Source organism: Kitasatospora sp. NPDC094016 (assembly GCF_040304045.1).
In the GTDB taxonomy this organism is placed as follows: Bacteria; Actinomycetota; Actinomycetes; order Streptomycetales; family Streptomycetaceae; genus Kitasatospora.
Genome location: NZ_JBEOUK010000064.1, coordinates 1 through 12,522, shown reverse-complemented (window position 1 = coordinate 12,522; position 12,522 = coordinate 1). Strand labels below are relative to the sequence as shown.

Sequence of the window (12,522 nt, the reverse complement as noted above, 5' to 3'; positions counted from 1 at the left end):
GGTGGTTAAGGCCGCCGGGCCCGCGTTACGGTCGCAGGTCCGCGGCCGCCGCCTTGACCTCGGCGAGCAGGAGCTCCAGGTCGGCCTCGGTGGTGGCGGCGTTGAGCAGGCAGGCCCGGAGCATCTCGCGGTCGCCGAGACGGGCCCCGGTGACGAAGACCCGGCCGCGCCGCTGGACGGCGGCGGGGAGTTCGCGGTTGAGGGCGTCGACGGCGGCCTCGTCGTGCCCGGGGGTGCGGTGGCGGAACGCGACGATGGAGGTCTGGACCTCGGCCAGCAGCTCCAACTCCCCGTCGGCCTCGATCAGTTCGCCGAGGCAGCGGGCGAGGGTGGTGCAGCGGGCGATGTCCCGGGCGATGCCGTCGCGGCCCTTGTGGGCGATGGTGGCCCAGACCTTGAGCGCGCGGAACGGGCGGGTCTGCTCGGTGCCGTACTCGGAGAACCAGCCGAGCGCGCCGGCCGCCTCGTCGCGCAGGTAGGAGGGGACGAGGCTGAAGGTGGCGCGCAGTTCCTCGGTGTCGCGCACCAGCGCGCAGCCGCAGTCCACGGGCACGCCCAGCCACTTGTGCGGGTCGAGGGCGAGGGAGTCGGCGCGCTCCAGGCCGGCGTAGCGGTTGGCGATGGCCGGGTCGAGCCGGCCGAAGGCCCCGTACGCGCCGTCGACGTGCAGCCACAGGCGCTGCTCGGCGCAGAGGTCGGCGATCGGGCCGAAGTCGTCGACGGCGCCGGTGCCGACGGTGCCGGCGGAGGCGACGACCAGGAAGGGCAGCAGCCCGGCGGCCCGGTCGCGTTCGACGGCGGCCCGCAGTTCGGCGGGGTCGAGGCGGCCGTCCGGCCCGGTGGCGACGGTGCGTAGGTGCCGGCTGCCGAGGCCGAGGAGTTCGGCGGCCTTGCGGACGCAGGAGTGGGTCTCGCCGGTGACGTAGCCGACCAGCGGCGGCAGGCCGGCCAGACCGTCCTCGCGGACGTCCCAGCCGGCCCGGCGGGCGGCGCGGTTGCGGGCGGCGGCCAGGCACACGATGGTGGCCATCGAGGTGCCGGAGGTGAGCAGGCCGCCGCCGGCCGGGTGCGGGAAGCCGACGAGTTCGGCGATCCAGCGGACCACGGCGCGTTCCAGGTGGACGTCGGCGTGGTCGCCGCCGGCCGAGCTGGGGTTCATGGCGGAGGCTGCGAGGGTGGCGAGGACTCCGGCGGGGGCGGGGGCGGAGTTGACCCAGCCGAAGAAGCGGGGGTGGCCGTTGCCCATCGGGTGGGGGAGGACGTCCTGCCCGATGGCGGCGAGGAGGTCGGCGAGCGGGCGGCCGTCGGCGGGCAGCGGGGCGTCGAGCAGGGCCCGGCGGGCGGTGTCGTCCATCGGCTGCCAGACCGGTCGCCCGGGCAGTTCGGCGAGGTAGTCGCAGACGAGGTCGGCGGCGGTGTGCGCGGCGGCGCGGAAGTCCTCGGTGGTCATGGTGGCGGCTCTCCAGGGGCGGGGGAGGCGCGGCGTCCTCGGCGCACCCTGATCGTCCGGTCCGGTGGACCGGTCGGCCGATCCTACGGAAAGGGCCCGCGCCGTGCGGCGCGGGCCCTCCAGGTGAGACGGGGCGGTCGGTCCCGGCGGGGCGGGCGAGGTCAGTCGAGCGAGCCGGACAGGCCGCTGGCGGAGCGGCAGTAGCCCTGCATCTCCCTGTCGGTGATCTTGGCGCAGAGCCGGCCGGCCGCGCCGTCGTCGGTGTAGTTCACCGTGTAGTAGCTGACCAGGCCCTCGGCGCAGGCCTTGCGCTGCCAGCCGTCGGCGGCGGTGCCGCACTGCTGGGCGGCCCAGTCCTCGCGGTCGAGGTTGTACTTCATCGTCCGCGAGCCGACGCCGCGGCTGCAGTCGGTCGCCCCGCCGCTGGACTTGCCGTTGAGGCACCACTTGAGGGCGTCGGCGTAGACCTCGGGGTGGTTCGGGTAGTCGTGCGAGGAGAGGTAGAAGGTCGGGGCGTAGAAGAAGCACGCGGACTGGAACAGGGCCGGCTGGTCCTTGCACGGGTACAGCGGGTCCTGGGCGAGCTTGTCGGCGGGCAGGTTCGCCTTGGCCTTCTCGTCCTCCTCGTCCGGGCCGAAGAGCTGCATGAACAGCCCTTCGGAACAGCGGATCTTGTTCTGGTCGCTGGGGAACTTGCTGCACAGCTCGCGCGCCTTGGGGACGTCCTGCTTGGCGACGAACATGGTGCCGTGGCCGACGCCGTGGATGCACGGGCCGGTGTTCTTGGGCGCGCAGAGCTTGAGCAGGTCCACCTCGGGCTGGGCGGAGGCGTTGAGCATCTCCTCGACCGCGCCGTGCAGGTAGCCGGCCGCGCAGGTCTCGTGCGGGAAGGAGATGACCTTCTGGAAGTCGGCGTTGAAGCGCTTGACCGCCGCGTGGCCGAGCTCGTGCGCGATCGGGTGGCAGAAGCGCACGGTGTACGGCTTCTCCTTGGTGATCTTGTCGAGGTCGGCGAGCGCGACGCCGGGGTCGGTGGCGTCCATCTCGGCCATCAGCTTGTTGCGCAGTGTCGAGCGGGTCCACACCGCCGGGTCGCCGGTCGGGGTGGCGCTCGCGGCCGCCGGTGCGACGCCGGGCGCGGCGGCGCCGGTGCCCGTGGTGGGGGCCGGGGCCGCCGCCGCGGTGGCGGTCGCGGGCGACCAGTCGGTGACGGCCACCGACCCGAGGCCCAGGACGCCCAGGAGCAGGGCGGTGAGAATCGCGAATACCCGCGGTTGCATGAGGTGATCCCCCGGCGGATCGAGGTGGACGGTTCGCTCCCATCCTGACGGCACGCCGGCGGGAATCCGCGTTATCGCCCGCCATTCGGGAGGTGTCGGCGACGCTACCGCACCGTCCGACGCCCGGGCGCGGCGGGTTGGTTCCGGATGATCACCGGGATTCGTCACCCGGATCAATCACCCGAACGGCGCAACGGCCCGCCGTCACGGCCGCCGCGCCGCCCGGGGCGGCCCGCCGTCAGATGTCCAGCGTCACCTGGTAGTCCGTCAGCCAGGTGTGCAGTTCGAGCGCGAAGTCGACGGCCAGCCGGACGGACTGCGGGTCGGTGCCCGGATCGAGCGCGTCGGCGAGGCGCCGCCGGTCGAGCAGGGCGAGCGCCGGGGACTTCTGCTCGGCGGCGAGCCGGGCGAGCTCGGCCCGCAGCAGCGCCGGGTAGTGCGGGTCCTCGGTGACCGGGTACGGGCTCTTCACCCGGTCGGCGACGGCGTCCGGCAGCACGTCCCGGACGGCGGCGCGCAGCAGGCTCTTCTCCCGGCCGTCGAAGTGCTTCATCGCCCACGGCGTGTTGAAGACGTACTGGACCAGCCGGTGGTCGCAGAACGGCACCCGCACCTCCAGGCCGTTGGCCATGCTCATCCGGTCCTTGCGGTCGAGCAGGATGCAGACGAAGCGGGTCAGGTGGAGGTACGAGATCTCGCGCATCCGCCGTTCCAGCGGATCGGCGTCCGGCAGGTGCGGGACTTCGGCGAGTGCCTCGTGGTAGCGGGCCCGCCGGTAGCCGGCCAGGTCGAGCTCGGCGAGCAGGCCGGCGTCGAGCAGGTGTTCGCGCGGGCCTGTGCCCTGGCCGCCGAGGCCGGTCAGCGAGACCGCCCAGGGGAAGTCGTCGGCGGCGACGGCCTTCGGGTCGTGGAACCAGCGGTAGCCGCCGAACAGCTCGTCCGCGGACTCGCCCGACAGGGCGACGGTGGACTGGCGGCGCACGCCCCGGAAGAGCAGCAGCAGCGAGATGTCCATGTCGCCGAAGCCGCCGGGCAGGTCGCGGGCGCGCAGGACGGCGTCCCGCTGGGCGAGGTCGGTGAGCGCGGCGGCGTCCAGCTCGATCACGTTGTGGTCGGCGCCGACGTGTTCGGCCAGCATCCGGGCGTACGGGCCGTCCAGGGTCGGCCGGACCTCGCTGGCGTGGAAGTTCTCGCTCTGGCCGGCGAAGTCGACGGCGAAGGAGCGCACCGGTCCGGCGCCCTCGGCCCGTAGGACCCGGGCGGCGAGGGCGGTGACGGCGCTGGAGTCCAGGCCGCCGGAGAGCAGCGAGCAGAGCGGGACGTCCGAATCGAGCTGGCGGTGGACGATGTCGTCCAGCAGGGCCCGGACGGTGGCGACGGTGGCCTCCAGGGTGTCGGTGTGCTCGCGCGCCTCCAGGGCCCAGTACCGGCGCACCGACACGCCCTCGCGGCGGACCCGGACGACGTGCCCGGGCCGGACCTCGACGATGCCCCGGTAGGGGGTGATGCCCGGGGTGCGGGTGAAGGCGAGCAGTTCGCGCAGCCCGTCCAGGTCGACCACCGGGCGGACGGCGGGGTGGGCCAGGATGGCCTTCACCTCGGAGCCGAAGAGCACGCCGTCGGGGGTGAGGTGGTAGTGCAGCGGCTTGACGCCCATCCGGTCGCGGACCAGCAGCAGTTCCTCGCTGAGGGCGTCCCAGATCGCGAAGGCGAACATCCCGTTGAGGCGTTCGGCCAGGCCCTCGCCCCACTCCAGGTAGGCGTGCAGCACGACCTCGGTGTCGCTGCGGGTGCGGAAGCGGTGTCCGGCCGCCTTCAGTTCCGCGCGCAGCTCGCGGTGGTTGTAGACCTCGCCGCTGTAGGTGAGCGCCGCCAGCAGCCGGCCGTCGTGCTCGACGGTCATCGGCTGGACGCCGCCCTCCACGTCGATCACCGCGAGGCGGCGGTGGCCGAGGGCGGCGTGTCGCTCCAGGTGGACGCCGCCGGCGTCCGGGCCGCGGCAGATCTGGGTGGCCGTCATGGCGTCGACGACGGCCCGTTCGGCGGTGAGGTCACGGTTGAAGGCGACCCATCCGGTGATCCCGCACATCAGCAAGCCTCCGGTCTTCCGCTACGTATGCGGAAAATGACGCTACGTGTCGGAGGGGTGCGGCTACAAGGGTGCGTCGCCAAGGAGTCGGGAGGGGGTCGGGAAGGGGGCGGGAGGGGCTCGGGAGGGTGATGTGACTGGTTGTTTGAGCTGAAAGTCGTAAAGTCTGCCCGAATTCGGGCAGGATTCTTGGCCCCGGCGGGCGGTGCGGCCTAGGCTCCTCACTCGTGCCGAGCTCACCCCACCCTCACGACGACCTCCTCGCCCACCTCACCCGGACCAGCCCGCTCGGGCCCCGGGAGGCGGCGCGGGTCGTGGCGGAGGTGCTGGCGTACTTCTCCGAGAGCACCGAGGAGTACGTCCGCCGCCGCCACGGCGAGCTCCAGGCGCGCGGACTGACCAACGAACGGATCTTCACCCGGCTCGCCGAGGAACTCCCCGCCCGCCGGGTCGCGGCACCCGAGCTCTCGGCCCGCCAGCTGCGCCGGATCGTCTACGGCTGAGCGCTGCCGGGGCGGGGGGTACGGCACCGGCGCGTTCACAGCACTTGCGGCATTCACGGCATTCACGGCATTCAAGAAGAGGAGACCACGCATGTGCGGAATCGTGGCCTACATCGGCCCCAAGGACGCGACCCCCTTCCTGCTGGAGGGCCTGGCCCGGCTGGAGTACCGCGGCTACGACTCGGCCGGCGTGGCGGTCACCGGGCGCACCGGCGGGCTCAAGGTCCGCAAGGTGAAGGGCAGGGTCGCCGACTTGGCCGCCGCCGTCCCGGCCCGGTTCAAGGGCAGCACCGGCATCGGCCACACCCGTTGGGCGACCCACGGCGTGCCCAGTGACGCCAACGCCCACCCGCACCTGGACGGCGCCGAGCGGATCGCCGTCGTGCACAACGGCATCATCGAGAACGCCGACGAACTGCGCGCCAAGCTCACCGCCGACGGCGTCGTGTTCCGCTCCGAGACCGACACCGAGGTGCTCTCCCACCTGATCGCCGCGCACGTCGGCGAGGGCGTCGAGCTGGAGGACGCGGTGCGCGCCGCGCTCGGCCGGGTGGTCGGCACCTACGGCATCGCGGTGCTCGACGCCGAGCAGCCGGACCGGATCGTGGCCGCCCGCAACGGCAGCCCGATAGTGCTCGGCCTCGGTGAGAAGGAGATGTTCGTCGCCTCCGACGTCTCCGCGCTCGTCCGCTACACCCGCCAGGTCGTCCACCTGGAGGACGGCGAGCTGGCCACCGTCCGCGCCGACGGCTTCCGCACCTTCACCACCGACGCCCGCACCACCCACCACCAGCCGTCCACCGTGGACTGGGAGATCGACTCCTACGACACCGGCGGCTACGAGCACTTCCTGCTCAAGGAGATCCACGAGCAGCCCGGCTCGGTCGAGCGCACGCTCAGCGGCCGGCTCGACGAGCGCTTCTCCACCGCGCACCTCGGCGGCCTCAACCTGGACGCCCGCGAGCTGCGCGAGATCCGCCGGGTGAAGATCCTCGGCTGCGGATCCGCCTACTACGCCGGCGAGATGGGCGCCCAGCTGATCGAGGAGCTCTCCCGCATCCCCGCGCACAGCGAGCCCGCCTCCGAGTTCCGCTACCGCAACCCGGTGATCGAGGCGGACACGCTCTACATCGCGGTCAGCCAGTCCGGCGAGACCTACGACACGCTGGCCGCCGTCCAGGAGATCAAGCGCAAGGGCGGCCGGGTGCTCGGCGTCGTCAACACCGTGGGCAGCGCCATCGCCCGCGAGTGCGACGGCGGCATGTACCTGCACGCCGGGCCGGAGATCTCGGTCGCCTCCACCAAGGCCTTCACCTCCACGGTGGTCGCCTTCGCGCTGCTCGCCCTGCACTTCGGCCGCATCCACGACCTGTCGCCCGCCGACGGCCGCCGGATCGTCGCGGCCCTGAAGGCGCTGCCGGACCAGATCCGCGAGGTGCTCGCGCAGACCGAGGCCATCGCCGAACTCGCCGCCGAGTACGCCGGATCGGCGGGAATGATGTTCATCGGCCGGGTCCGCGGCTACCCGGTCGCCCGGGAGGGCGCGCAGAAGCTCAAGGAGATCTCCTACGTGCACGCCGAGGCCTACCCGGCGAGCGAGCTGAAGCACGGTCCGCTGGCGCTGATCAGCCCCGAACTGCCCACCATCGCACTCGTCCCGGACGACGAACTGCTCGACAAGAACCTCACCACCCTCGGTGAGATCAAGGCCCGCTCCGGCCGCGTGATCGCCATCGCGCACCGCCGCCCCGAGGACAAGCTCGCCGACCACTGCGTCCTCGTCCCCAAGAGCGAGCCCGAGCTCGACCCGCTGCTGCTCAACATCCCGCTCCAACTCCTCGCGTACCACGCCGCCGTGGCCCTCGACCGTGACGTCGACAAGCCGCGCAACCTGGCGAAGAGCGTGACGGTGGAGTAGGGCGCTCCCGGAGGAGTGATGCCCCGGCGGGTGGGGCGGCCTTCCTGCGGCTCAGCTGCCCAGCAGCTCAACAGATCGGCAGCTCAGCAGATCAGGAGGAAGGCGTCCCACTCCTCGGCGAGGTCGCCGGTGCCCGCCGAGGACGCCTGCGCAGCGGTACGGGCATGGGCACTGGCGTGGGCGTGCAGGGCGAGGGCCGCGCCTGCCGTCCCCTCCAGGAGGCCGGGCGGGTCGCCGGCGCCGAGTGCCGTGTCGAGCCGGCCCGCGACGGTGGCGGCGAGGGCGGGCAGACGGGCGGTCAGTTCGGCGGAACCGGAGTCCTCGGCCATCCGTTGGGCGATCCGCAACAGGCCGCCGGTGCCGTGGCAGAGTCCGGGGCCCTGGAGGTTCCAACCGTCGGGGTCGCGCAGCGTGTCGGCCAGCGCCGCGACGGCGGTGGTCCGCCAGTCGGAGCGGCCGCGGGCCGCACCCGCCAGGAAGAGCGCGCGGGCCGTACCGGGGGTTCCGTAGCACCAGGCCGCCAGTGTCGGCTGGTCCGTCGGCAGCCGGCCGGCCTCCTCGTCCTCGACGCGCACGGTCAGCGGCCAGGAGCCGCCCGCGCCGAGCCGACCCCCGGCCGGGTCGACCGGGCCGGGGATCCGCCGGGCGGCGAGCCAGCTCGCCAGCGCCTCGATCGCCTCGTCCTGGCCGGGCACCTGCACACCGCGCAGCCGGGCCAGCGCCAGGAGGGCCAGCGGGCCCGGGACCCCGTGGGCCAGGCCCAGGTTGAGGTGCCCCCGGGGGAACCCGGGATCCGCGCCGGGCAGTCCCGGTCCACCGGCGGTCCACCAGCGCGGCAGCACGCCGCCGGTCGGCTCGGCCAGCGCGACCAGCGCGCTGAGCAGGTCGGCCAGCGCCGGTCCGGCCGGCTCCAGCGCGAGCAGCAGCCGGCCCAGGCCCGCCGCGCCCGAGACGGCGTCGAAGGTGTGCGCGCGCAGGCCCGTGCCGGCGGCCAGGTCGGCGCGCAGGTCGGCGACGCGCCCGGCCGCCGCCTGCCGGATCCGGGGCGCCAGCCCGTCGAGCAGCGTGCGGTACTCGCCGGGGCGCCGCGCCATGGTGCGGGCGGCGAAGGCGATCGCGGCGGCGCCGGAGAAGAGTCCGCCGCCCCGCATCGCCCCGGGGGCTTTCACGGCGGCCGCGAGGTGCCCGTGCGCGGCGCGGCGCAGCGCGGCGTCGTTCTCGCGGTCGGCCAGCACGGCGAGCGCGAGCGCGGCGCCGCTGCGGCCGGCCCCGAGCGAGTGCGCCGCTGCGCGCGGCGTGGCCGGTGACGTCGTGGCGGACGCGCCGCCGCCCTCGGCGGCCGGTTCTTCGAGCGCACCGGGCCTGCTGAGCAGGTCGGCCACCGCGCGGATCGGATCCGTCGTGTTCATCGCCCCTCCCGCGGGTTGGAGCGGCGGGCCCGGTGGGCCTCGACGGCGCCTCTGGCCAGTGCGTGGGCCCGGCGTTCGGCCTCGCGGTCGATCCCGATCAGCCGGTTGTGGCCCATGTGCAGCAGCGAGGCCAGCGCCGGGTCGGCCGACGACGGCTCCACCCGGGACGCGTACCGCGCGAGTGCGACGGCCCGCTGCTGCCAGGCGTCGGCCAGTGCGGGGTCGGCGGGCAGCAGGCCGCCCGCCGGGACGGTCGGCCCGTCGGGGCCGATCGCCCGCAACGCGGCCGCGCGCTGGGCCCGGAACGCCTGGTGGTGGCGTTCCGATTTCGGATACACCCCCGCCAGCCAGGCCCCGACCGAGGGCCCGCCGTCAGGAACGCGGTCTTCCGCCGGCTGCCCCGCCGGCTGCCCCGTGCGGCCGGCCAGGAAGCCCTGCGCGGTGCCGGCGAGGTTCACGGCGGCGAGCAGGTCCCGGGAGAGCGAGCGCTCCGACCGGGCCAGTCGCAGCGCCGTCAGCGCGACCAGGCTGTCGGCCTGGAAGACCCGCTCGGCGTCGGCGAGCACCTCGGCGCCGCCGTAACGGTCGGTCTCCGGCGCGTACCCCTCCAGGCGCAGGTCGGCGGAGAGCCCGGCCCGGTGCAGCTCCCGTACCCAGTCGTGCACGGTGGGCAGCAGTTGGGCGGCGAGGACCGGCGGTGCACCGTGGAAACGCAGTCGCAGATGCGGCGCGGAGTCCTGGTAGCGGATGAAGAACCAGCGGTCCACATCGGCGGGTAGGGCGTCGAGCAGCCGGGGCAGGTGTTCGACCAGGATCTCCTCCTGGCGCGCCTCGGTGGCCGCCAGCCGGGCGAACAGCCAGGATCCGCCGGGGAGTTCGACGGTCCGGTCGCGCCGGGCGGGCAGCGGGCGGCGCGGCCCGGCCGCGGTCGGGCCGGTCGTGCTGCGGCGCAGCGGGACCACCAGTTCGACGGTCCGCGCACCATCCGGTCCGCACAGCCAGCCGCCGTCGCCGAACGGGTTGGGGTCCTCCTGGAGCACGGTGGGCTCGGCGGACCGCCGCGCCTGGCTGTGCAACAGCCGCCGGTGCCACGGGAGGTCGAGGTCCAGGCTGATCCGCTGGTCGCCGCTGATCAGACGGACGGCGGCCGGCACTCCCCACCGTCGGCGCCAGCGGGCCAGGCCCTCGTTCCACTGCTCGAACGGGGCGGTGGCCGCCGGGACGGGCGCGGTCAGCCGCCAGGTGGCCGGGGCCAGCACCACCCGGCCCCGGCGGACCCGCGGCAGCACGGGCGCGCTGCTCGCCGCCCCCCAGTCCCAGGGCTGCCAGGGCCGTTGCCCGGTCAGCGTCACCTCCTGGAGGAAACGGGCCGCGTTGGGCGCACCGCTGCGCAGGTTGAGCACGTGATGGGTGGCGACGCGGACCTCCCGGCCGAGACGGCGGGAGTACACCGCGAGCCGGTCGGGGTCGGCCAGCACGACCAGGTCGTCCAGCGGCAGTACGGAGGGGCCGCCCGGGTCGGCGAAGGCGCTGACCACCACCCGGTGGTCGAGCCAGCGCGGGGTCAGGGCGATGTTGGCATGGCGTGCGCGGTACGGGGTGAACTCCAGGTGCGCTTCGAGTGCGCCGTCGTCGCCGGACCCGGTGGGCTCGGCGGATCGCACGGATCCGGCGGCCTCGGCCAGCAGGGCCCCGCCGGCCGCTGCGGGGTCACCCGTCGACCGGCCCGGCTCTGCGCCCGGTTCGGTATCCGGGCCGGGGTCGCCGCCCGCGCCCGCGAGCAGGGTGGCGAAGCGGCCGAAGGTGGCTCCGGCGCGGTCACTGCCGGCGACAGGGGAGAGCACGAGCCGGAAGTCCCCGGCGTCCAGCGCCTCCAGGGAGTCCGCCGCCAGTTCGGCGTACAGCTCCAGGGAGGCGGGCGGGGTGTCGACGGCGCCGCCCGCCCCGTCGCGCGGCGGGGTCAGCCGGGCCAGCAGGTCGTCGTCCAGGAGTACTTCGGGCAGCGTGCCGTCCGGCTCCCGGTCGGCGAGGGCGCCCGCCGCCAGTTCGGCCAGCAACCGGTCGCGGGCCGCGTCGGCGTCGGTGCGGGCCCGGGCGGGCTGGGGGTTGGCCGTGCCGCGGGGGCCGGCCGGGCGCCGGTAGCCGGCCGGCGGGCCCAGACCGGTGTCGGGGTCGAGCAGTTCGGCCAGCGGGACGGGGCTGTCCGTGCCGTACCTCTCGACGAACTCCGCGTGGTACGAGCGCAGGTGCTCGGGCGCGTGGGTCTGCGGCGACAGGCGCCAGAGGAGCGCGGCGGTCCGCTCCAGCTCGGTGCGGACCTGGTCCGGCAGGACCACCTCGGTGTCCAGGGCGAGGTCCGCGTGGAGCGGGCGGTCGGCCGGGGCGAGCCGGGTCATCCGGGTCCGGAGCTCGCGCAGCAGGTCGGTGGCCTGCCCGCCGGGCAGGGCGGCCGCCTGCGCCAACGCGCTCCGGACGGCCGTCAGCTCGGGGTGCACGGGGTGGTCGGCGGGTATCCGGTCGAGGACGTGGCCGAGCAGGTCGGTGCTGTCCGGCGGAGGCGTCAGGTCGGTGAGCAGGAAGCCCTGGCCGACCAGGGAGCGGATCAGGGCCGAGACGGCCTCGGCCGGGGCCGTGGGGAAGCCGGCGGTCAGCGCGGCCAGCAGGTCGCCGTGCCGGACCGGTTCGGCGGCGGTCCGGACCGCCGCCCGGACGACGGCGGTGGCGCGTACGGTCCGTTCGGCGACCGGCTCCGGCTCGGCACCGACGCCGGCACCCGTACCCGTACCCGTACCCGTACCCGTACCCGCACCGGGACCGGCGGCGGGCCGACGCTCGGGCACGTACGGCAGCACCAGGCGGCCGCCGCGCAGCCGGGCCTGCTGGTCCACGGCCAGCCGCAGGCCGGGCAGCACCGCGGGGTCGGTCCGTAGCCGGTCGAGCAGCGGGAGCAGCCAGCCCAGGTCGGGCCGCAGGGCGCGGCGGTCGGCCCCGCCCCAGCGGACCTTGGCCGCCGGGCCGAAGCGCGCCGGCACGACCGCGGCCATCAGTCCGAACGGCGTCGGCCGGGTGGTCATCCGCAGCCGGTAGCGGCTGACCGCCTCGGCCGCGCGGCGCAGCACGGCCGGGCGGGGCACGGTGCCTGCGGCGACCTGGTCGAGCAGGTCGGCGAGGGAGGGGCTGGAGAGCTCGATCGCCTCGCGCAGGGCCGGGTCGGCGGCGGCCTCGGCGAGGTGCGCCAGGAACGCGGTGTCGGCGGACCCGGGCTCGGGGTGCGCGGGGTCGGCCGGGACGGTGTGACGGCGTGAGCGCGGCAGTGCGGGTGTCCGCAGCAGGACCGGGCCGGTCGCGGTGAAGAGTCCGTCCTGGGGCGCTCCGTGCGTCTCGACCACTGTGCTCCTCGTGCCTCGTGCCTCGTGCCGGGTGGCTCATGCCCCGTACCGATGCCGTCACGTGGCCGGCACTCCTGACGGCGGGTCGGGTCGTGTCTATCTCGGCGATCGAAAACTGTCCACCATCGATCGAACTATTTCGATTTTTGGCTGAGTTAATCCATTCATCCGTGCAGAACCATTGCTGGGCCCATGCAGGAGTGCCTAACGTCCGCTGCAGTCCGCCGCGGTCAACCGTGGCACTGACGAAGGGAGGCCTTCATGGCCGACGACATGCTGGAGCTGTTCGACCTTGACGTGCAGGACCTGGTCTCGACCGAGCTCGGCGAGCACGAGGAGTCCGCGATCAGCATCTCCTGTGAGGGGTCCTGCACCCGTCCGTGGTGCATCTAGGGCGGGTATTGGGTTGTGATCAATGGCTGTTCCGGGTGAGCTCTTTGATCCAGATCATCGAGGCCCGGAGATGGAGGCCGGCGAGGTAGCT

At 74.4% G+C, this 12,522-nt stretch carries 8 protein-coding genes; 3 read left to right on the top strand and 5 right to left on the bottom strand.

Annotation, left to right across the window (positions count from 1 at the left end):
- Nucleotides 1–25: 25 nt before the first annotated feature.
- The 3 genes from ABT015_RS35295 to asnB form a co-directional block, all read right to left on the bottom strand.
- Entirely contained in the window at nucleotides 26–1,450 is a 1,425-nt protein-coding gene (locus ABT015_RS35295) for a pyridoxal phosphate-dependent decarboxylase family protein (RefSeq protein ID WP_350886640.1), read from the bottom strand.
- Between the two features lie 161 nt (nucleotides 1,451–1,611).
- Entirely contained in the window at nucleotides 1,612–2,730 is a 1,119-nt protein-coding gene (locus tag ABT015_RS35290; RefSeq protein WP_350886638.1) for a hypothetical protein, read from the bottom strand.
- 238 nt (nucleotides 2,731–2,968) lie between these two features.
- Complete coding sequence (gene asnB, locus ABT015_RS35285; protein WP_350886636.1) at nucleotides 2,969–4,819, bottom strand: asparagine synthase (glutamine-hydrolyzing); 1,851 nt, start codon at nucleotides 4,817–4,819, stop codon at nucleotides 2,969–2,971.
- 227 nt (nucleotides 4,820–5,046) lie between these two features.
- Between asnB and ABT015_RS35280 the strand changes: the two genes are divergently transcribed.
- Both ABT015_RS35280 and glmS read left to right on the top strand, forming a co-directional pair.
- Entirely contained in the window at nucleotides 5,047–5,322 is a 276-nt protein-coding gene (locus ABT015_RS35280) for a hypothetical protein (protein ID WP_063350341.1), read from the top strand.
- A gap of 91 nt (nucleotides 5,323–5,413) precedes the next feature.
- Nucleotides 5,414–7,240 (top strand): glutamine--fructose-6-phosphate transaminase (isomerizing), encoded by a 1,827-nt coding sequence (gene glmS, locus ABT015_RS35275; protein ID WP_350886632.1) that lies wholly within the window; start codon nucleotides 5,414–5,416, stop codon nucleotides 7,238–7,240.
- An 83-nt stretch (nucleotides 7,241–7,323) separates the two neighbouring features.
- Here the strand turns inward: glmS and ABT015_RS35270 are convergent, their stop codons facing one another.
- Nucleotides 7,324–8,649 (bottom strand): lanthionine synthetase LanC family protein, encoded by a 1,326-nt coding sequence (locus tag ABT015_RS35270; protein ID WP_350886629.1) that lies wholly within the window; start codon nucleotides 8,647–8,649, stop codon nucleotides 7,324–7,326.
- Entirely contained in the window at nucleotides 8,646–12,038 is a 3,393-nt protein-coding gene (locus ABT015_RS35265) for a lantibiotic dehydratase (RefSeq protein WP_350886626.1), read from the bottom strand. Before ABT015_RS35265 ends, ABT015_RS35270 begins: the two co-directional genes overlap by 4 nt.
- Before the next feature lie 261 nt (nucleotides 12,039–12,299).
- On the opposite strand from ABT015_RS35265, the gene ABT015_RS35260 reads away from it, so the two are divergent.
- Nucleotides 12,300–12,431: a hypothetical protein gene (locus ABT015_RS35260; protein ID WP_350886623.1), complete on the top strand. Its 132-nt coding sequence runs from the start codon at nucleotides 12,300–12,302 to the stop codon at nucleotides 12,429–12,431.
- The last annotated feature ends 91 nt before the right edge of the window (nucleotides 12,432–12,522 follow it).